This is a genomic window from Yersinia antarctica (assembly GCF_056636475.1).
This window is the reverse complement of sequence record NZ_JBSJQF010000001.1, coordinates 621,393-642,524: the sequence shown is the minus strand read 5'-3', so window position 1 is coordinate 642,524 and position 21,132 is coordinate 621,393. Positions and strand designations below refer to the sequence as shown.

The following is a 21,132-nucleotide window of genomic DNA, read 5'->3' as shown; positions in this document are numbered from 1 at the left end:
ACGCCGGGTTAAGCCATGTCCCTCGACATAATCCAGATTCAATCACTGTCCTTGTGTTGTTCTAATCTCTTATCATAGCTACCGTCTTTGTACTTCACGGAGGCTTCAGGTAGCCATTTCTCGATGTAGTTCAGTCCAAAACCCTGCAATTCCATACCTACTCCTGTTTAACTGGCTGCTAGTGCCGCAGTACCCGCACAGAGAATAAACATTCAAACAAAGCCAAACCTTAAGATCAATTCTTTATTTGTTTATAATAAGTCAGGGTAATATACTTAAAAATTAATATAATCCATTGAATTATACTTTTAAAAAAAACTTCCCGTGTTTAATATTATTTCTTCCACATCAGATCGTTACACAAAGAGGCTACCGTTAGCCTTTCATTTCATCAATTGCAGTAGTTAGGCTAATAGATATAATACGCCGAAATAATAAATCCAATAAAAACTGGAATGGATGCCATGTCTAAATATTTACAGATAGCAGCCACTTTGCTGTCCCTGTCATTCTCATTTACTGCTTATGCCAATATGCTGAGCCCTGCTGATAGAAATACTATTCAGCAGCAACAGCGCGATATTTTGGAACAGAACCAGCGCCAGCGTCAGGAATTACAACGTAGCCTAACTCCCGAGCTCGTCGCACCAAAACCGCTCCCAGCACCGGCTGGTGCCTGTTTTTTGATTAATACTGTTCATCTACAAGGCGCAGACCATTTACCTGCACGGGACAAACAAAAATTACTTCAACCTTACTTGAATAAATGTCTGGGCTTAAGTCAGATCCAGACCTTAATACAAGAAATGTCTGATTGGTATATTTCGCGTGGTTATATTACCAGTCGGGTATTTCTGATTGAGCAGGATTTATCACAAGGCACCCTACAACTGGCTGTGCTGGAAGGTAAACTACAAAAAATCGAGCTAGATGGAAAAACGTCTCGCCAGTTAAAAATGGCATTCCCAGGGCTTGAGGGGAAGATTCTTAATCTGCGTGATATTGAACAGGGCGTGGAGCAAATTAACCGTTTACGCCAAACTCCGGTGCAAATTGAAATATTGCCAGGGACCGAAGCCGGTTATTCCATCGTCAATCTCACCGCGACACCTGAATTTCCTCTAAATCTTGGTGTCGGTTTTGATAATAGTGGGCAAAAAAGTACCGGTACTGGCCAGATTAATGGCTCGCTAACAGCCAACAATCTGCTTGGTTTAGCTGATCAGTGGTTTGTTTCCGGTTCGCGTAGTAGCGATTTTGCCAGCAGCCATAATGCCCGCAGTGTGCAGACTGGTGTCAGTGTCCCCTATGGTTACTGGCTGGCAGATTACAATTATTCATACAGTGATTACCTCTCCACCGTGACTAACCGTGGCTTTGACTGGCTCTCCAGTGGCGACAGCCAGACGCACCGTTTCGCCATTTCGCGTGTTGTGTATCGGGACAGTGATATGAAAACTGGCCTGTCGCTCGGCCTAACCCATCGCCTTAATCGCAATTATCTCAATGACAGTCTTTTGCAAAGCAGCAGCCGCAAATTATCCAGTGTCGTATTGGGGGTTAATCACAGCCAGAAACTCTGGGGGGGTTACCGCCACTATCAGCGCCGGGGACTCTCTCAGTCTGAATGCAGGAAAAGACATTTTAGTCACGGGTGCCAAGGTGTCTGCTGGTGGTAATTTGGATATGCAAGCGGGTGGTGATGTTGATATCAAAGCCAATACCACGCTCAGCAATAATGAACATAATCAACAGCGTGATCGCCGCAACGGTTATCAACAAAGTGAGCAGCGCGACAGTCTGGGCAGTGAAATTAGTGCTGGGGGACCCTCAATGCAGGCAACGATGTGTCACTGACGGCCAGTGAACTGGCCGCGAAGGGGAACGTCGGGCTGTCTGCAGGGCGTGATATTTCGCTGGAAACAGCGGAGAAAAATAGCCAACAAAAAACCAATAACAGTGAAAATCGTACCACTGATGCCACCCGCTCAGTGATAACCAGTGGCAATAATCTGACATTGGATGCCGGGCGTGATATCAACTCACAGGCAGCAGCGCTGGTGTCAGATAACGACAGCACACTCAAGGCTGGCCGTGACGTCAATCTTAATGCCCAGCAAAGCAGCACCTACAGCGAAAGCCACGGTGATCGGAAACAGCAAATTAATGAATCCATCCGTCAGCAAGGGACTGAAATCGTTAGCGGTGGGGACACCACCATTCTGGCCGGTAATGACATTAATTTACAGGCCACACAGGCGCAGGCTAGTGGTGATATTGCCCTGAAAGCCGGCCATGACATTAATGTGGCCACGGCGACAGAAAGTGATTATTCCTTCTTTGAAGAAACCACCGTTAAGAAGAAAAGGCTGTCGAAGACCACTACCCACGTGGTATCTGAAGATTACGCCACACAAGAGCAAGGCTCGCTGCTCAGTGGCAAAAATGTGTCGGTATCTGCCGGTAATGACTTACTGGTGAAAGGCTCTGCGGTTGTCGGTGACAATAATGTCGCACTGACTGCGGGCAACAATGTGGATATTGTGGCGGCCACCGAAGAACAATCCAGCTACCGTTTGTCTGAACAGAAAAAAAGCGGCATGTTCAGTGGTGGTGGCATCGGGGTCACTATTGGCAGCACTTCATCACGCCAACAAAGTCGTGATTCAGGGACGACACAAAGCCAAAGTGCCAGCACTATTGGTAGCACGGGCGGCGATGTCGCCATCAAGGCGGGCGGCACCGCCCATATTGGTGGCGCAGATATTCTGGCCAATAAAAATCTAAGTGTCACCGGTGATAGCGTCATCATTGAACCGGGTCAGGACAAACGCAGCAGCGATCAGCTTTATGAACAAAAAAGCAGTGGCTTAACACTCGCGCTTTCCGGCGCGGTAGGTTCAGCGCTGAACACGGCGGTGACAACCGTACAAGAGGCAAAAGACGAAACCAATGGCCGTCTGGCAGCATTAAAAGGCACCAAAGCGGCTCTGACAGGAATATCGGCTAAACAGGCCGTGGATCTGGCTCAGGCACAGGGCAATACCGATACCGGCAGCCTGATTGGTATCAGTGTGTCATTAGGCTCACAAAAATCGACCTCGCAACAACATCAGGAACAACAAGCCGTCAGTGGTTCAACTCTCACCGCAGGCAATGACCTCAATATCACTGCCACCGGTAAAGGTCAACTTGCCAACAGTGGTGATATCATCATCGGCGGGAGCCAGCTCCAAGCGGGCCACGACACTACGTTGGCTGCCGATCGAGACCTGCTGTTACTCGGGGCAGCTAATACCCAGAAAAGCGAAGGCAGCAACAGCAGCAGTGGCGGTAATATCGGTGCCAGTATCAGTTTTGGTGACAAAATCGGGGTGAGTGTTTTTGCCAATGCCAATAAATCCAAAGGCAACGACAGTGGTGATGGCACTTATTGGTCTGAAACTACCCTCGACAGTGGCAATACTCTCTCTCTCACCAGTGGCCGTGATACTACCTTGCAGGGTGCACAACTCAGTGGCGACAAAGTGGAAGCCGATGTCGGCCGCAATCTGGCCTTACAAAGCCAGCAAGACAGTGACCGTTACGACTCGAAGCAGCAAAGCATCAGCGGCGGCGTCAGCGTAGTGGTATGGGGTGTCGGTAACAGCTCGGCGAACCTGAGTATCAGCCAGGACAAAATGCACAGCAACTTTGATTCGGTGCAAGAACAGACCGGTATCTTTGCAGGCAAAGGTGGCTTTGATATTACCGTAGGGGAACACACCCAGCTTAACGGTGCGGTGATTGGCTCTACGGCAACAGCGGATAAGAATAAACTTGATACCGGCACACTGGGCTTTAGCAATATTGAAAATAAAGCAGAGTTCAAAACCGAACATCAGAGTGGCAGCATCAGCACCAGCGGTAGTGTAGCGGATAACTTCCTCGGCAACATGGGCAATCTGGTGCTGGTCGGGGCCAATAATGATGGCAACGCGCAAGGCACCACCCATGCGGCAGTGTCTGACTGTAGCATCATCATTCGCGATCAAGACAAACAGCAGCAAAATGTCGACGACCTGAGCCGTGACGTCGAACATGCCAATAACGCCCTCACCCCTATCTTTGATAAAGAGAAAGAGCAAAACCGCCTGAAAGAAGCGCAGTTGATTGGCGAGATTGGCGGGCAGGTGTTTGATGTTATTAGCACGCAGGGGCAGATCCAGGCCACCACTGCGGCGAAAGATGCATTGGCGAAAGGTGGTAATCTCAACCCAACCCAGAAAGAGATAGAAGCATCGCCAGTCTATAAAGATGCCATGAAAGATTATGGTATTGGCGGCACCTACCAAAAGATCGCGCAAGCAGCCACCGCTGCTCTGCAAGGATTGGCTGGTGGTGATATGACCAAAGCACTGGCGGGTGCATCAGCCCCGTATCTGGCGCAGATGATTAAAGATGTCGCCGGTGAAGATAATGAAACGGCACGCATTGGGGCACATGCGGTGTTGGGCGCAGTGCTCTCTCACCTGCAAGGCAACAGCGCTGCCGCAGGTGGTGCCGGAGCTTTAAGTGGTGAATTGGCCGCCATCTACATCAAAAACAACCTCTACCCGAATATCGAGACCAAAGACCTGACCGAAGCGCAGAAGCAGGTTATTGTTAACCTCAGCTCCCTGGCGGCGGGACTATCCGGTGGCCTAGTAGGCGATAGCACGGGTAGTGCCGTTGCTGGGGCGCAGGCTGGGAAGAATGCGGTTGAGAATAACTATCTGAGCAGTAGCGACAAGGACCGCCAGACATATCTCAACTACAAACAGAACCTGACGCCAGAAGAACAGAAAGATAAGGAGGCGTTAAATCGCAAGGATCTGGAAAGTGATCTGGCGTTTTTGAATGCTTGCCAACAAAGTGGTAAAGCTTGTGATTCGGAGAAGGATAAAGCCAAAGAAGCGCTAAATACCTACTTCAACCAAACTTACCAGAACCCGAAAGAGGCTCAGGCTGGGTATCAACAGATACAGAATCTGTTGAACTCTACAGACCCGAATGCGAAGGAAGTGTTTAACATTCTGGAAGGGTATACGCAGGCGTTTATGACCTTCGGCTACACGGAGGAAGAGGCCAGAGCAAGAGCCTATGTTGGTACAATGTACATCACGGGTGGCTTCAGTGCGGTAGTGGCATCAGGGGCACTAGCGAAGCAGTTCGGGAAGGATGTAGCTCCGGGGGCGAAACCTGGAAGCTCGACGGCAAAACCTATAGAAAATGTACCAAACTCATCTGAAACTTATTTTCGGGTTGAAGGTGGAGGAAATGGTACACAAACGAGTCAGAATAGAATTAATGTAAACACTGATGGAAGTGTGACTATTAACTCAGGTTGTAGTGGGCAATTGTGTGTTAGCACTAATGGACCAAATCATGCTGCTTATTACCTGACTAATAGAAGACAAGATGGTAGCGTAGTCGTATTTGAAATCGATACGACTCTCCATAAACAAATAATAGATGCAGCAGTACCCCAGAGGCCAATTCCTGGAGTGCCGAAAGATCCGGATGCTCCTAAGATTGTCGATCCTACAAAAGGTCAACCTAGTGTTTCACTTGAACTGCCTAAGGTGTGGGATAGGCTGATAGAGCAAAACTCATCAAAAGCTCGCGTATTAACGAAAGAGGAATTTCTGAATGAATTTAACAAATGATTATCAGAATTTACTCGATGCCATTTTTAATGGTGATAAAGATATAGCTATCTTTGTTGCGGATGGTGTTCATTATTATCTTATTGATAATAAGGATAATTATTGTATAGATGTTAGGCCGGAATATAAGGCGTATATAGCTAAAGGATGGATGAAGGAGTCTCTGTATGACGAGGCAGTAAGTTCATTCAGAAATGGAGTTCCTGTATTGTCTAAGGATAACTTTAAAGATTACATAACCAGAAATGATGTTGCTATTTATACAGTTGATTGGATGAGATCATTCTTCACATTGGACAGGGATGATGAGCGGCTTGTCAGTTTTTATGATTATGTTGAGCGATTTTTATGTACATTAACAGATCCAGTATCAGTTGAGTGGGATAGCTGGAGAATGCGGCTACCTAAGTTTTATATTAATTTTGACAAAAAAATATATCGCCATACTGATTGGGATAGAAATCACGAAGCGTCTGTGCCTTCTGATTGGAACGCTCAAGCAAATAGTGATTTTGGCTTGCTAGTACCAGACAAGGAACAATACTGGCTTATTAATGGCATGAATTTTTGGAAATTACAGATGTGAATAGTGAAATCCTGCCCTCAGTGGCGGGATTTTACTTTACAGGTCAGCCAGTTATCCCTTATCCGCCAACTTGATCACCAACTTCCCCTGTTCAGCCGTAATACTCACCCGCTGGCCGTGGGTGAAGCCCAACGCTTCCAGCCATCGCCCCTTAATGGTCAGTTGCGGCAACGGATGCGGCTTACCGCCGTTGGTGCGATACGTTGACTAAAATCCGTCCTAATGGTGATTAGTTATATTACAATCCGACGACGAACACATTCGCTTCTAAGAATATCGATGGTGTTCCACGGACAATGTTTAAGCCTGAAAAAGGTATTGTAGTGGTCAAGCAAAACTGGCCACGGCTTTAGAGTTTTTCCAGAACAATCGTTCTGATTCATTCGGCGTCAAATCACCATTATATTGATGAGGTCTGAGCTGGCTGTAATATCCAGTGATGTAATTTGTTATCGCTGTGCTGGCTTCGCTAAAGTTTGCATACCCATATTCCAGCACCCACTCTGTTTTCAGGCTTCTGAAGAACCGTTCCATTGGACTGTTATCCCAGCAATTTCCCCTGCGACTCAGGCTTTGCTTTATCTGATATCTCCACAGTAACTGTCTGAAATTCCTGCTGGCATAGTGGCTACCTTGATCCGAGTGATACAGCAAATTAGCGGGCTTTCCTCGTGCTTCCCAGGCCATGGACAGCGCTTTACCTGTCAGTGTAGAGTCCGGGAAAAATGACATCGCCCAGCCAACCAGCTTTCGGGAAAACAGATCAAACATAACGGCTAAATAAGTCCAGCGTTTACCCGTCCAGATATAAGTCACATCACCGCACCAGACCTGATTAGGCTCTGTTACTGCAAACTGGCGTTCCAGATGATTGGGGATCTCTACGTTCTCCTTAGACACCTTCTTATATCGATGGCCAGGCTGCTGACAACTGATGAGATTAAGTTCTTTCATTAGTTTTGTTGCCCGCCAGCGGCTCAGTTTTACGCCTTTGGTGGTGACCATTGCGGCAATATTACGTGCACCTGCGGAGCCGTTACTTTCGCGATAGCTTTCACGAACAAGACTGAGTAATGCCACGCGTGTGGCATCAGGCTTCTTTGGCTGTCGCCAATATTTATAACTGCTGCGATGAACCCCAAACACGTTGCACACAACCGCAACAGGAAACCGCGCCCTGAGCTTCTCAACTAATGAGAACTGTTCAGGGAGTCTGACATCAAGAGCACGGTAGCCTTTTTTAATATATCCCTTTCCATTTCAATACGTTGAATTCTCTTCTTCAGTTCACGTATTTCAATCTGCTCAGGTGTTATTGGCGAAGCTATGGGTGATTTCCCCGCTAGTTCTTCTTTCAATTGCCGGACCCACTTATCCATGGTGGATTTACCGACATTCATTGCCGCAACAGCGGCGGCCACGGTGTAATGCTGACGAGGACTAACTGAACGGCTTCAAGTTTGAACTCAGGGCTAAAATTACGTCTATTACTTTTGTTCATTGTGTCACCTTTTTTTGACTATGAGGTGATGATATCACCTCTATTCAGGTGGCCAAATTCAGTGTGCCACTACACCCGATATCTTACCAGCGTGGCGAGATAGATCTTGATGAGTTTACCGATCTTGGGCTTATCGTCTGCGCAGAGTCCGCCATCGTCGGTGCGATGGCTATTGCTGGCCAGGCGTTAATTCCTGTTCCAATTCTGGGCGCCGTAATTGGATCTATCTCAGGGAAATTCATGGTTACTGTGGCTAAAAATCTGGACAGTAAAGCTCGTCAGGCTCTGACAGCTAGAATGGAGGATTTTAATCGCCGTTTAAATGACATTGAGCAACGAGCGCTTAACCGAATTTTGTCTGAATTCGCAGCATTAGGCGAACTGACATTAGCGGCATTCAATTTTGTAAATAACCGCCAATTGCTAGAGACAAGCATTGAACTAGCCCAAGCCTACGGCGTGGAGAAAGACAAGATCATTAAAAATTCGGATGACCTGGACGCTTTTATGTTGGCGTAATGCCGGGATTAAACAGTTAAAGCAAGGATTAAAATAATAATGCTACAGTTAATCCTCCCTGATGGCAGTGAGATAACGCTGGCTGGCGACATCACCGTTCAGTATGGGGCTTACAACCTGTAGGCCCCATTCCCGAACGAAACGCAACAAACCATCATGCGTTATGCAGCGAGTAGATACTCTAAAAATACCTCATTCGGTGAGCTGTATTCCAGAGATTTGCGCCCCCGAGTGTTGAGGATGTGCTCCAGTCTCGCAATATCTTCATCGCTGACGCCATTAAAATCGGTTCCTTTCGGATAAAACCGCCGTATCAGACCGTTGGTATGCTCATTCAACCCCCGCTCCCAGGAATGATAAGGCCGGGCAAAGTAAACCTTTGCGCCCGTTACCTGAGTGATGTCCTTATGTTTCGCAAACTCGGGTCCGTTATCTGCCGTCAGGGTTTTAAACTCACAGAAAGTATTCGCCACGATGTCCCTGAACGCTTCCACGACGCTCTCAGCGCACTTATTGGGGAGTTTACGGATAATGACCTGCTTTGTGGCTTTGTCCACGACCGTCAGCAGGAATGACTTCTGGTCTTTGCCAAAAATCGTATCGATTTCAACATGCCCGGGAACCTGTTTGAGTTCAGCCTCAGCAGGCCTGTGCTCAATGCCAACCCTGTCCGGGATGGGCGTGCGTCCGGGCTCACCCGTATCATAGCGATAGCGTTTACCCCGGTGAGGGAGCTGAAGGTAAAGCTTACCGCCAGCCTGTCTGTCCGAACGGATATAGCGGTAGAGGGTATTTTTGCTGACGGCGATATCAAACTGGATTTTCAGTCTCCCACAGATAACCTCAGGGGAGGTATGTACAGCCAGCGCCTGCCGGAGAAAGTCTTGTGTCTGCTGGCCCAGAGGGACACAGGCATTGTGTGCCGAGGTGTCGCCCCGCCGTTGTCTGGCTAAGGCATCAGCGCGTCTGGAGGAGTAAAGTCCGTTGAAGGCGGGGTCCGTATTACGTCTGAGCTCCCGGCTCAGGGTAGAGCGAGAGACGCCGAGCTCTCTGGCAATGCAGGACTGATTAACGCCTTCAGCTTTTCGTTTTTCGATGTAAAAGCGCTCATGCTGAGTCAAATGTTTTCCCTTCATGCAACAGGGTCTCCGACAGGGTCAATACGGCTATTTTATCCGTACCTGACCGGTGGGTCACTTTGTTGCATTTCGTTTGGGAATTGGCGTAGAGACTCCCACAAGTGTTCTGCCACTGATATTGTTTCTGCCCCCTGCTTGCGCCGGATGCTTTTAACACGCTTTCTTGCCAGAGCGGCCAGACTGTGAATTTCCTGCGCAAGGAACCAGTTAAATACCGGATGAGTGGGTTGCTTCGCTCGCTCCCTAGCTATTTCTGCCAGTTACAGCAGACAGCCAGCTTCACTGAACAGGCGACGATAAAGCTGAGCGCCATCTTCTACCTCTGCGAGCCAGTTTTGTCGTTGCTATGTGGCCTGAAATAGGCGGAAATAACTAGTGGCGTCTAACTTGACAATTTCAGTATCTCCCTCACTTTGCACTTCATCCTGCGCCCGAACACCACGCAGCATAAGGCGATCGCTCATATCGGGATCCGCAGAACTCAGTTAACTATTAAGCAGATCATTGAGCGACGTAAGACTCAGAGCACGTCGATGCTCAGTACCAGTTTCGACGATCATTCCCTGCCAGTCCGTTTTTCCTGTTCTGCGCAGGGTATAAAACGGGTTATCAAACGCCAGTTTGTAGCGTACCGCCGCTTTGCGTGAACTGGTGACGACTAGTAACTGCCAAAATGACATTAACATCTAGAAATATAATGAGTTGTATTGACCAAATATTCTTGGATAACATCTAAAAATACTCAACCTTATAATTTTTATAGCTTAAATTACTTACACAAGCCTGGCTGTGCCACCGATACTGAAGGATAGATAAGATCTTAGAAATCAATTAGAGTAATCTTATAAAAAAATACCGCCCTCCTCGTTACTTATGGTGTAAAAGATGGACATCTTGCTGGCCCCTGGCGTGCTGGTGCGTAATGGCATTTTGCATATTGCTTCAATATTGAAAAATGATGCGGCTCCCGGCTATGTGACTATTCTATTAGTCGCCGCTCTTTGTATTATCGTAGTACGCTGGCGAAAGCTGGTTAAGCGCCGTCTTACTGCACTTGGCAGCATCCATGCCATTATTGCCAAAACCCCGGAAGATAAATTTAGCCAGCATGTAACTAACGTCGATGCCAGTATCGCTGCCTTAAATATGACAGAAGAACAGCAAAATGTGGCCGAGGCATGGAAGGAATATCGGGAAACCCATATTGTCGACGATCAGGACGGTAAGCTTGTCGTTCGCAATGCTGTTCGCCCTAGTCAGTTTTTTAATTTGGATGATTTGCATTTCACACAGGGATTCTGGCGCATCGTTCCGGGATTGTTTGTAACTATTGGTCTTTCTCTGACCTTCCTCGGCTTGATTTCTGCGCTTAATTCGATGAGTACCTCTCTGGACGATGGCGGTAGCGCGGCATTAGAAGGTTTACTTACCATCGCCTCAGCGAAGTTCATCATGTCGCTCACGGGCCTTTTCTGCTCAATAGTTTTTACCATAGGCTTGCGTAGTGGCACCTCACAGCTGGAAAAAACAGTTCATAGCCTCAATAGTTTGATTGAAAAACGCCTGACATTTATCAGTCTGGAAGATTTATCCATTCGTCAGCTAAAGGCTACGATTGAAAGTCGAGAACATTTCCGAAAGCTGGGACTTGAGATGGTGGCAGAAATTGGTCGCCCACTTCGCGAAGATCTGCCAAGAGCGATTTCGGAATCCATCAGCTCAGCAATTACCCCAGTCATAGAACAAGTTAGCCGCTTAGGTAATGATGGTGTCGGCGAAATGGTACAAAGTCTCTCCTCGCGTTTTTCTGAAGATGTTGGCCGGGCCTTAACACAAGCCAGTGAGCGTATTTCGCTGGCAGGCGATCAAATCAAATTGCTCGCGGAAAGAATGGATCAAAGCTCAGGGAAAATGGGCAACGAAATGGAAAGCGCTATTGGGCGCTTAGGTCTGGCGGTTGAAACACTGCGGGAAGGTATGTCACAAACAGCTGAAACGGCAACGTCTGCATTTAATCAAGGTTCCGAAAACCTGCTGGCAACCATGAATTCAACGCTACAAGGCATTAAAGACAATACGGGTGATGGCGCAAGAGCAATGGGCGAAGCAGCTGCAGATATGAAAGCCGCCGCCCTGGGGATCCGAACAGAAATGGAAACCGCAGCAAAACAGGGCGCAGAAGCCGCACAAGCTCGCATGTCAGAATCTGCCTCACAAGCGAGTGATGCTATCGGTCAGGCTGCGACAAACATACTGAGCGCATTTGATAATACCGCCGGAGAGATCACCAAAGCGACAGAAACGATGACTCAGAACGCCAGCAGCCAACTTCTTTCCCCTCTTTCTACCATTGCGGAAAAACTGGAAGGCGTCATGGGCATGCTTGACGAAACAAGTACCGCTTTACGTCGTGCTTCAGATGGTATTAAAGAGGGAGCCATTGCCTCTGAAAATGCATCAGGTAGCTTCCGCTCGTCGGCTCAATCACTCACTGACGCAGCCGACCCGATCCGCTCGGTGATGGAGCGTATTGAAATCAGCACGCGTCAACTACGTGAAAGCAGCGAGAATAGCCTTTCAGCTATTGCCAACGCAGCGAAAACGAATGCTGAGCAATCCGCTATGACACTGTCGGCAGCGCAAGAGACATTGGGTGGACAGCAGCGTGCGGTTGAATCCACTCTGACTAACCTTCAGTCTCTGATCACTGCATTACGTGATCAGGGTGAACGGCTGGATAGTATTGATGAGAAGCTCGGCAAGGCGTTCGACTCTTATCAGGAGCAAGTTGCAACGTCTGTAGAAACACTGTTTGATCACGTTAAAACTATGCAGTCCGCGTTAATGCCAGCACTGGATACAATGCAGGGTATTGTCCACCAGGCCGAAAATTTTGCGCCTAAACAGGGACGCATGTCATGAGAGGGAACGCCAATCGCAAGCGTTCAAATGAAGAGGAAGAAGAATCCGTCTTTGTTTCAATGACGGACATGACGGTGAGCTTCCTGTTTATCGTTATGGTGCTGCTCGCATTCTTTGCCAGCCGGTATAACGATAAAAATACTGTTCCCCGCGACGAATATGAACAAGCTGTTCAATCACGCGATAAAACGATTGAAGATCTCCGCTCTGAAATAGCAGCATTGAAGCGAGTTGATCCTTTGGAACAGTATATGTCTCGCGCAGCAACAGCTCGCCTTAACCTACTTTATCAGCTACGCGATAATCTCAAACAGTCTTTTCCATTGTTGCCAGTTGATGTGATTCCTGAGGAAGGAACTCTGCGTTTCCAAGGCGAAGGGCTATTTATCAGCAATAGTTTTGCCTTAAACGATGACAAGCGAAAGATTGTCGAAGCGCTGGCAAAAACCCTCGACTCACTCCTGCCCTGCTATACCTTTAACCAGAATACGGGTTGGAACAAAAGCTGTAATCCTTCATTCGCCATCATTGAGGCTGTTCAGATTGAAGGCCATACTGACTCGAAAGGTGATGATGTTTATAACCTGAATCTTTCGACTAACCGTGCAATAACGACATTTACCAGCATGCTTGCGGCTGCACCGGATTTGGTCGCACATTTCAATATGCGGCATCAGCCGGTTCTTTCGGTTGCGGGCTACGGTAAAATGCGTCCTGTTCGCCCTAATGACACACAACAGAATATGGCAATGAATCGCCGCATCGATCTTCGCATTATTATGCATACACCAGCCAATGCTGCAGAAATTGAAGACATTCGCCAGCGTCTGATTGAACCGTTGAAGAAGAGCATGCCATGAAATTGAGCGATATCTTTCTGAAGCCAGTCGCACTTTTCAAGCCAGCAATAGCGGTATCAAAAGGTTTATCGGCCAAGATTCAAGCCATTCATGAGCGTTGGCCAGATGTAGTTAGAGAGATTGCCGAACGCGATCGTGAAAAGGTTTTACGCAAGCTGCTCGGGTATGTAGAAAGCTGGCAATGGGATGAGGTGAAAATGTCATTCATCTGCTCTGGGGCACCGATTGTTTTTGATAAAGAATTCAGAACTCAGGACGACTTTGCCGCGCTGCAAGAGTTTTATCTGCGGGAAACCATTGTTACGGACTCATCATCCTTTATTTCCGCAATGATTTCGGCATACATTCGCAGTTACGAACCTGGTTCAGAGCACACAACCAAAATTAAAAACTGTCTTGATATCTCCAGCGAGCACATGAGCGATAAATGGAAAGATGTTATCGATCAATTGCCTGAATTCTTTGACGCGAATCAGGCGCATCAAGCGTTGGCCGAAAAAATGGTGATGATGGACTCACCATGGAAAGAGCTCAAACAGTTTGGCATCACACACCCGCACGAGCCGGGTTTAATGTCGCATGCCCATCTGGCGTATATCGCGTTGCTTAGGCCTGAATTAAATGAAAAAGCAACCATTAAGAAACTATTTGCCTGGTTGAAACCCGATGGCAAAAGTAACGCGTTAATGAGTGGTGCTTCTGAGGCCATCAATGCGTTGTTGTCACATTGGCTGTATAAGCAACCCGACGAGGGGCTCTCACGTTTTCTGACTGAAACACTTGTAGCTTTTTACGAAGATCCACGCCTTAGTCGCGGGGGCGTATGGGGCAGCGTGGATGAAAAATGCCGTAATCTCATCATTAACTGGCTTACGCGTGAGAACATTTTGTTCTTCCTGGATGTGGTCTCGAAAGTGGAAGACAGCCATATGTGGGAACCACGGCGTGAATTTTGGTTAGGGCTTTATAACCAAGGAAAAATCACTGCAGCGTGGGTAGCGTTTAGCAGCATTGCCTCCCAAAAAGCAAAAGAAATGAAAGGTTCTATGAGGGACTCTTCAACGCTGAACTTCGGAATTCAAACGGCTCTTGGTAATCGTGATAAAACCTCATTGCTCATTTTACAAATTGGGAAATGCATCGTAATTGAAGGTTCACACAGTTATAAAGTTCATATTTTCAGAAATGATAATAAACGCAGCCCAGAACTGTACCAATTAAAATACAATTGCGAACAAATCCGTATGCTACCGAATCCTGTTGCTATTCCACATTTCAGCGGCTGGCAGGATAAAGTGCGTGAACAAATTGAGTATCTGTCATGACATTTACCTTCGATCATAATGCAGAAACGATCACTCTGAATATTGCTGACGAAAAACAGAGTTTAATCAACCGTCTGTTTAAACGGCAGCAATCCGCAACATTATCTGGTCTCACGCATAACGATCGCGCATTAGCTTTCGCTATAGCCGATCTGAAAGCCCTGGCGGAAGAATTTGAAGAACATTTGCACATAAGTCATGATTCTATAGAAATGAGTCACCGGTTGACTGGCCTACTTGACTCAGAAACAGCACAGAATCTGTGCTTACCTCCTCTTGTCGATTTAACATTAAAAACCGACATTGAAGGTTCATTAGGTAGCGATACTTTTCGTTTACAACATGAATGGCTACGCAACGGTGTTCGCCAAATACCACAACGAACAGGGGCAATTTTAGCCACATCTCAGGGTTTACGCCGGTTGCCATTATGGATGATGGAGGCCATTGACGTCGCAGAAAAATTTACACCAGGCGGCGGTGAAGCATCCGACTGGGAATCGCTGGCTCGTTTCAGGCAGTCTCTCGATCCCGGCGTCCAGATGGGCAATGAGATCAATGCCGTTCGGGTATCGATGACCGATTTTATGCAAGGTTTAGAAGTCTGTATTGCGGATCGTTTTTCTATTTCCACCAGCTCAAATGGCTCTGATGATTTCGAAATAGTCCCTTTCTCTGGCAGGAACATAGAAGAGCTAGAAAATAACGGAAAAGCTGTCAGCGAAGCTGCAGGTGAGCTACGTGAACAAACTTTACGTCGTTTCCAGCAACGTGTCAGAACTCAAGGGGCTCTTTCCGCTTATCGTGTTGGCGAAGGCAATTATCTGGTCATTGACCGAAGCGCACGCCCTATTCTTGACATCATGGTACAGAAGCAAAAGTCTGCACCTGAAGAGCGACGCGCTTTTATCGAAAACCCACGACCTGCAATTACCGATGCTGTTGAAAAATACCTGAGGCAATCAGGTAAGCTGGATGGGCTCGATGAGGTCGGCGAGGAAGAAGCAATTGAAGCCATTTCAGGTCCCGCTTTTATCGAAACCGTTGAGTATTCCGAACGCGTTAAAGGTATTTTGCATTACCGAAAAGGTGCTGTTTCAGCGCACATGACTAGCGAAACGGTCTGGTTACCAGAGGTAATTCCCGACGCTCTAGCCAAAATTATTGATGCGATGGATAGCCACGCGCTGGCAAATGTCTGCGAGCAGATACGTAATGCCATAGATGCATCGCAACAGGAAGTTGAAGTCGCTTCTTATCCAATTAAAGCCACCGAAGACACGTTAGGCGCACTTGAAAAGCGACTGGCTGATCTTAAACAGATCGAGGCCGCGACAGAAATAACAGAAAAGAAAGATAAGCCCACAGTTGATAACCCACATGCTGCTACGGTTATCCTTGATACCAAAGATAATTTTGAAGAAATATCTTGGAGGCCGGACCTTACAGAACGTCCTGTATTTATCGACGAGCAACTGCCTACAGGCGTTAAAACCGCATTGCGATCGCATCAACTAGAGAGCTTTAGCCTGCAACTTTCTTCGTGGAAGTCAGGAATGCCTGGCATCTTGAACGCAGATGAACAAGGATTGGGTAAGACGCTTCAAACCATTGCATTTCTTCGCTGGTTAAAAGAGAACAACCGCGTCAATACTGCCAGCAATAAAGAATGCGGACCGATATTAATTGTGGCGCCCACATCCCTCCTGGAAAATTGGAATGCAGAGGTAGTACAGCATACTGATGGCGAAGGGCTCGGCCATTTGCTCCGCCTATATGGTTCATCATTAAGTCAGTATAAAAATTTCGATGCTAAAGGTGTCGAGACAAAAGATGGTACTCACTTACTGAATTTTCGGCAGCTACATGAAGCGATCGAGGAGGGCAAAGGCCATCGCTTCTGGATATTAACAACTTACACAACGCTCACCAATTATCAGCATTCCCTTGCGAAAATTCATTTCTCAGCCGTTGTCTTTGATGAAATTCAGGCAATAAAAAATCCTGACTCGCTTCGCGCCCGTGCAGCTCGAGCCATCAATGCTGACTATCGAATTGGCCTTACAGGCACACCTATTGAGAATACAACAAGTGACCTATGGGCGGTCATGGATCAACTGGCCCCCGGGTCTCTCGATACGTTACGTAATTTCAATAGCCTGTACAGCGAACCTGATGAACAGAATATGCTTCAACTGTATCAGCTGGTTTTTGAGCCTCGCAATCAGCTACCGCCTTTAGCGTTTCGTCGTTTAAAAGAAGACGTTGCGAAAGAGCTGCCCTCTAAAACACGTTTTCTGCATCCTCGTTTAATGCCTGAAGGGCAGGCAATTGCCTACGAAACCGCCCGGCTCAAACTTTCGCAAGGTGGTCCTGGCGCCGCACTGAAAATGCTACAGCATATACGTGGCGTTTCAGTTCACCCGGCGATGGAGATGAGTGGAAACAGTCAGAGTTTTATCGATGCTTCTGCTCGCCTGAATGTGTAGTGGCATAGTGAATTTGGCCACCTGACCAGAGGTGTTATTCTTGCCTCAATAACTTTACAGGTGATCCATGACCAAATATTTCACGGCTGAATTCAAACTCGAAGCGGCAAAGCTGGTTGTTGACCAGAAATACTCTCATTCGGAGGCCGCTAAAGCCATGAATGTCAGTCTTTCCGCCCTTAGCCGATGGGTGGGTAAGCTCAGATTGGAACGTCAGGGTAAAACCCCCGTTGGGCTTCCACTGACGCCTGAACAAATAGAACTTCGGGAAATGAAGAAAAGGATTCAACGTCTTGAAATGGAGAACGAAATTCTAAAAAAGGCCACCGCTCTCTTGATGTCGGACTCGTTGAACAGTTCGCGATAGTCGATAAATTGAGAGCGCTTTATTCGGTAAAAGCACTGTGTAAGGCTTTTGATGTTCAGCGTAGCAGCTATCGGTACTGGCATAACAGAGAACGCGTCCCAGATGTCGAGCGCACCATTAAACGCAGCCTGGTTAACGAAGTCTGGCATGCTAGCGGCGGGTCAGCCGGTGCCCGAAATATCGCCATAATGGTGACGAATAAGGGCGTAAAACTGGGGCGTTGGCTTGCCGGAAAATTGATGGCAGAGCTGAACATGACAAGTTGCCAGCGTCCCACACACAAATATAAACGGGGTGGGCAGGAGCATGTTGATATATCGAATCTATTGGAGCGGCAGTTTGCAGTAACCCAACCGAATGAGGTTTGGTGTGGCGATGTGACCTATATCTGGACAGGTAAGCGCTGGGCTTATCTGGCTGTGGTGTTGGATCTGTTTGCCCGCAAGCCCATAGGCTGGGCGATGTCGTTTTCACCTGACTCAGCGCTAACGGGTAAAGCGTTACAGATGGCATGGGAACTCAGGGGACGCCCAGGCGGAGTGATGTTCCACAGCGATCAGGGCAGTCATTACACCAGTAAAAAATACCGTCAGTTGCTGTGGCGTTACCGGATAAAACAGAGCCTAAGCCGGCGTGGGAACTGTTGGGACAACGCGCCAATGGAGCGATTTTTCAGAAGTCTGAAATCCGAATGGGTACCGACGACAGGTTACCAGAGCTTCGGGGAGGGCAGAAATGCAATCACCCGATATATAACGGGTTACTACAGCGAACTTCGCCCGCACTGGTACAACGGAGGCTTAACGCCCAATGAATCCGAACGGCTGTTCTATGAACAGTCTACTACCGTGGCCAATTTTAGTTGACCACTACAGTACACCATCGACGTATCGTACCGTTGATACTTACCTTCTCTCGCAGCGCTGAACCAGTTAAACGATCCCACACATAGTAGCCCTTCATCCCCAATCACAATTTTACTGTGAACTCGATTGACCAGCTTCGTAGTGATGCCCATCTCGGTTAGCTTATCCACTGCATCGTTAAGACGCTGCTGCTTTTCTTTGCGCTTTTCATAATTAGAGTGTTCGGTATTAAAATTTCTGTCCGTTACTACAGTAATATCAATGCCGCGTGAGCTCGCCTGGATCATCGACGCCAGAAAGCCTGTTTGTTCCAGCTTTTGCCAGGTCAACCAAGGGGAAACGATGGTAATGCTCTTCACGATAGTGCTAAAGCTCTGGTTCAGAAATGCATCATGCTGTTCCACGCCGTGCAAAGTTGAGATCTGCGTTTGTTCCGCGCTTAAATCTTTGCGCTCCTGAAACTCAAACTGCAATGCATTGCTAGTGGAAGCAAACAGGTATTTTGCCAGCAATCCACGTGGCGAATAGCCAGGCTGGATCTCAAACAGGTCCATATCACCAAAGACCAGGAAGCTATCTTTAGCGCGGGATACGGCAACGTTCAGCATGCTACTGTCGCTGTCGATAAACCCACCATCTTCATGTTTCGAATAGACCGGGGAGAAGAGCACGATCGCTCTTTCTGCCCCCTGCAACGAGTGCACTGTACCAACCGTTAGCGAATCCTCATCACCGCTACAGTTAATGTCGAGCTTGCGTAACGCTGCTTTAATAGCGTTCACCTGCGTTGAAAATGGCGTCACGACCCCAACTACTTTATGCAGCGGTTTGTGGTAATGACGCTCGATTTCTTCTTTGTGAGCCGTTAGCCAGGCCGCTATTGTCTCTGCCTCAAAAGCGTTATAGCGACTCCCACTGTTTGCCTGCATGCCTTTACCATCAATATGCAGATATCCCATCGCAGGAAAAAGCGTCTCATTTTCGATTCCCCGCTTTGGTTGTAACTTGCCGTGGTAGCACAGAGTATTGCAGTAGCCGATAATATTATCGAAGCAGCGGCGGTGCTCGTACAAATACATCCCACGGGCTAAATCCGGATCGTAGTGATAGCGAGAATTAAACTGGGCAATCTTCATTACGCTGCCCGATGCTGCACTTTTCCCTGAATCACACACCAGTGCATAGGCATCCGTGAGCTCTTCCTGGGTACCGCCGGGGAGAATGTTCTCTTCCACCATATTGCCGATATCAATGCTAGGTAAACTGTTCCAGATGGGCGCAATCTGCTCCGTATCGCCAATCACTAGCGCTTTCTTCGCTAGTGCGAAGGAGGCTGCAGCCACTTCGGGGAGCACCTGCCCCGCTTCATCCACTATCAGCAAGTCGGCAAAATTATATAAATAGTTGTCATCAAATTTCTTAGCCCCACCGACAAACTCACAGGTCTTCATATGGTTAGGCAGCATGTAGCAGGTCATCACGACGCAAGGAGTAATCTTCATTCTGCGCTGCCAGCGGGCTTTCACGCTTTTCGCCCCTCTACGGCCTTTTTCTTTTTGAAGATTATCAATCGTCGCCATATCCATCAGCCAACGACCTTCCCAGTAGTGGGTCGCCAACAGGAATGCCGGGAAGCGGAGCTTCATATCGGCAAGCTCATCAGCTCCAGCCAGGCTCAGCTCCTCTTCGCTCGTATGCCCTAGTGAGTGGGTCAGTTCATGCCAATATCGGGCAGCCTCACTTTCGCGTCGGGAGACGTCTTGGGCAAGATCGATTTGCTGCTGATATCCATCCCGTTCTGTTTGCACCAGGGCAACAAGGTCGTCGATATACGCGTCGATACCTTCAGGTGCGGTCCCCCGAAACGCAGCCATTCTTGTGCCAAACGCCTCGTCCAGGAAGAGGTTAATCTGGTAGTGACGCTTTGTACGGACTGCGGGGAGCCAAGAGAAGAATGCATACACTATCGACTCACCCGCACGATATTGCCGCCACTGTTTTTTGCCTTGGTTCAAAAAAGCGATTTCATTCGTGCTACCGAGCAGTAACGTATTTTTGTCCTGACGTACTGGTCGAGATCTTCGCTGATGGCGGTCCGTTCCTTACGAATAAGGTTCAGACTATCCCATGCGGGCTTGATTTGCTTAAGCTGCTCGGAGTGCTCGATTAAACATTCGTGTAGAAGATCCACGACGCGTTCGGGAGAGCTGCAATCCGACGATGGAAACGCCGCCCTTGCCTTCTCTAGATAGAAGATCTGTGCCTCTTCAACGTACTCCAGAGATTCAACGCGGTTAAAAAAATCATCCGTCTGGTATTTTTTCGCTGCGTCAGCCTTACGGCTAGAAGACGGGAAGTAAGCGCCATAGCTTTTTAGCTCAGGCAGCCAGCGCCCGGATATAGCTCCGGTGCCAGTGGAAAAATCCTTACCGAAGGCTTCGATAATATTGGTCACAGCCTGATTATTGGTTGAGGTGGCAATCACCACCGGCGGCTCGGTTTTATTGAGGGCCGCTCTTGCCCATTCAGTAGCAATGATAGAGAGAACCAGAGTGGTTTTTCCGGTTCCCGGCGGACCATTCACCGCGAGGATATCGCCAGATTGCTGAGTGAGATAATGGCTTAGGGCATCTCGCTGCGCCATTGCCAACGGGAACTCATCCCCGGAATGCCCCAGACGCTCACAGAACATTGCATTGGCGGCAAGGAGAGATTCTACAGATGGCATTTCAGTCGAAGCAAAGCGCGTTAGTAATGGAACCTCTTTTTTGCACGACAGCAGATGATCGTACATGGGCAAGATATGGATACTGGCCCCTCCGGGTTGGTTCGCTTTGATAACATAACCATACCCGGCGCGTGTCAAGGTAG

General features: G+C 48.0%; 11 protein-coding genes and 4 pseudogenes. 10 read left to right on the top strand and 5 right to left on the bottom strand.

Going from position 1 to position 21,132, the window contains the following annotated elements; genetic code table 11:
* Nucleotides 1-455: 455 nt before the first annotated feature.
* The 4 genes and pseudogenes from ACWJJO_RS02895 to ACWJJO_RS02880 form a co-directional block, all read left to right on the top strand.
* Nucleotides 456-1,592 (top strand): annotated as a pseudogene (locus tag ACWJJO_RS02895) (ShlB/FhaC/HecB family hemolysin secretion/activation protein); the annotation flags it as partial.
* On the top strand, nt 1,507-1,857 hold the full coding sequence (locus ACWJJO_RS02890) for a hemagglutinin repeat-containing protein (protein ID WP_481090622.1): 351 nt from the start codon (nt 1,507-1,509) through the stop codon (nt 1,855-1,857). The pseudogene ACWJJO_RS02895 and the gene ACWJJO_RS02890, both read left to right, overlap by 86 nt.
* Complete coding sequence (locus ACWJJO_RS02885; RefSeq protein ID WP_481090621.1) at nt 1,848-5,687, top strand: hemagglutinin repeat-containing protein; 3,840 nt, start codon at nt 1,848-1,850, stop codon at nt 5,685-5,687. Before ACWJJO_RS02890 ends, ACWJJO_RS02885 begins: the two co-directional genes overlap by 10 nt.
* Nucleotides 5,671-6,273, top strand: a complete 603-nt coding sequence (locus ACWJJO_RS02880) for a hypothetical protein (RefSeq protein ID WP_050539740.1) — start codon at nt 5,671-5,673, stop codon at nt 6,271-6,273. Before ACWJJO_RS02885 ends, ACWJJO_RS02880 begins: the two co-directional genes overlap by 17 nt.
* A 51-nt stretch (nt 6,274-6,324) precedes the next feature.
* On the opposite strand, the pseudogene ACWJJO_RS02875 reads toward ACWJJO_RS02880, so the two are convergent.
* Nucleotides 6,325-6,474, bottom strand: a pseudogene (locus ACWJJO_RS02875) (SymE family type I addiction module toxin); the annotation flags it as partial.
* Nucleotides 6,475-6,600: 126 nt separating this feature from the next.
* Nucleotides 6,601-7,774, bottom strand: a pseudogene (locus tag ACWJJO_RS02870) (IS3 family transposase).
* A 48-nt stretch (nt 7,775-7,822) separates the two neighbouring features.
* Between ACWJJO_RS02870 and ACWJJO_RS02865 the strand changes: the two are divergent.
* Nucleotides 7,823-8,293: a hypothetical protein gene (locus ACWJJO_RS02865; RefSeq protein ID WP_481090620.1), complete on the top strand. Its 471-nt coding sequence runs from the start codon at nt 7,823-7,825 to the stop codon at nt 8,291-8,293.
* A 161-nt stretch (nt 8,294-8,454) separates the two neighbouring features.
* On the opposite strand, the gene ACWJJO_RS02860 is transcribed toward ACWJJO_RS02865, so the two are convergent.
* Nucleotides 8,455-9,429 (bottom strand): IS30 family transposase, encoded by a 975-nt coding sequence (locus ACWJJO_RS02860; protein ID WP_481090619.1) that lies wholly within the window; start codon nt 9,427-9,429, stop codon nt 8,455-8,457.
* Nucleotides 9,430-9,917: 488 nt separating this feature from the next.
* Nucleotides 9,918-10,112: a hypothetical protein gene (locus tag ACWJJO_RS02855; RefSeq protein WP_481090618.1), complete on the bottom strand. Its 195-nt coding sequence runs from the start codon at nt 10,110-10,112 to the stop codon at nt 9,918-9,920.
* 205 nt (nt 10,113-10,317) lie between these two features.
* Between ACWJJO_RS02855 and ACWJJO_RS02850 the strand changes: the two genes are divergently transcribed.
* From ACWJJO_RS02850 to ACWJJO_RS02830, 5 genes are all read left to right on the top strand, one after another.
* The gene (locus tag ACWJJO_RS02850) at nt 10,318-12,354 is read left to right on the top strand and encodes a hypothetical protein (protein ID WP_481090617.1); all 2,037 of its coding nucleotides are present in this window, start codon (nt 10,318-10,320) and stop codon (nt 12,352-12,354) included.
* Nucleotides 12,351-13,214, top strand: a complete 864-nt coding sequence (locus ACWJJO_RS02845) for an OmpA family protein (RefSeq protein ID WP_057534530.1) — start codon at nt 12,351-12,353, stop codon at nt 13,212-13,214. Before ACWJJO_RS02850 ends, ACWJJO_RS02845 begins: the two co-directional genes overlap by 4 nt.
* Nucleotides 13,211-14,539 carry an EH signature domain-containing protein gene (locus ACWJJO_RS02840; protein WP_481090616.1) on the top strand — a complete coding sequence of 443 codons (1,329 nt, stop codon included), beginning with the start codon at nt 13,211-13,213 and terminating at the stop codon, nt 14,537-14,539. The genes ACWJJO_RS02845 and ACWJJO_RS02840 overlap by 4 nt, the downstream gene beginning before the upstream one ends.
* Entirely contained in the window at nt 14,536-17,028 is a 2,493-nt protein-coding gene (locus tag ACWJJO_RS02835) for an SNF2-related protein (protein ID WP_481090615.1), read from the top strand. The genes ACWJJO_RS02840 and ACWJJO_RS02835 overlap by 4 nt, the downstream gene beginning before the upstream one ends.
* Nucleotides 17,029-17,095: 67 nt before the next feature.
* A protein-coding gene (locus tag ACWJJO_RS02830; protein WP_481090614.1) for an IS3 family transposase occupies nt 17,096-18,261 on the top strand; the annotation gives its coding sequence in 2 pieces (ribosomal slippage) (nt 17,096-17,351 and nt 17,351-18,261; 1,167 coding nt in all).
* On the opposite strand, the pseudogene ACWJJO_RS02825 reads toward ACWJJO_RS02830, so the two are convergent.
* Nucleotides 18,225-21,118, bottom strand: a pseudogene (locus ACWJJO_RS02825) (AAA domain-containing protein); the annotation flags it as partial. The gene ACWJJO_RS02830 and the pseudogene ACWJJO_RS02825 overlap by 37 nt on opposite strands.
* Between the last annotated feature and the right edge of the window lie 14 nt (nt 21,119-21,132).

Bases quoted from the DNA above. Each gene is read 5' to 3' on its own strand.
- ACWJJO_RS02850 (WP_481090617.1), top strand. From the start codon at position 10,318: ATGGACATCTTGCTGGCCCCTGGCGTGCTGGTGCGTAATGGCATTTTG.
- ACWJJO_RS02890 (WP_481090622.1), top strand. From the start codon at position 1,507: ATGACAGTCTTTTGCAAAGCAGCAGCCGCAAATTATCCAGTGTCGTAT.
- ACWJJO_RS02880 (WP_050539740.1), top strand. From the start codon at position 5,671: ATGAATTTAACAAATGATTATCAGAATTTACTCGATGCCATTTTTAAT.
- ACWJJO_RS02845 (WP_057534530.1), top strand. From the start codon at position 12,351: ATGAGAGGGAACGCCAATCGCAAGCGTTCAAATGAAGAGGAAGAAGAA.
- ACWJJO_RS02835 (WP_481090615.1), top strand. From the start codon at position 14,536: ATGACATTTACCTTCGATCATAATGCAGAAACGATCACTCTGAATATT.
- ACWJJO_RS02840 (WP_481090616.1), top strand. From the start codon at position 13,211: ATGAAATTGAGCGATATCTTTCTGAAGCCAGTCGCACTTTTCAAGCCA.
- ACWJJO_RS02855 (WP_481090618.1), bottom strand. From the start codon at position 10,112: ATGTCATTTTGGCAGTTACTAGTCGTCACCAGTTCACGCAAAGCGGCG.
- ACWJJO_RS02860 (WP_481090619.1), bottom strand. From the start codon at position 9,429: ATGAAGGGAAAACATTTGACTCAGCATGAGCGCTTTTACATCGAAAAA.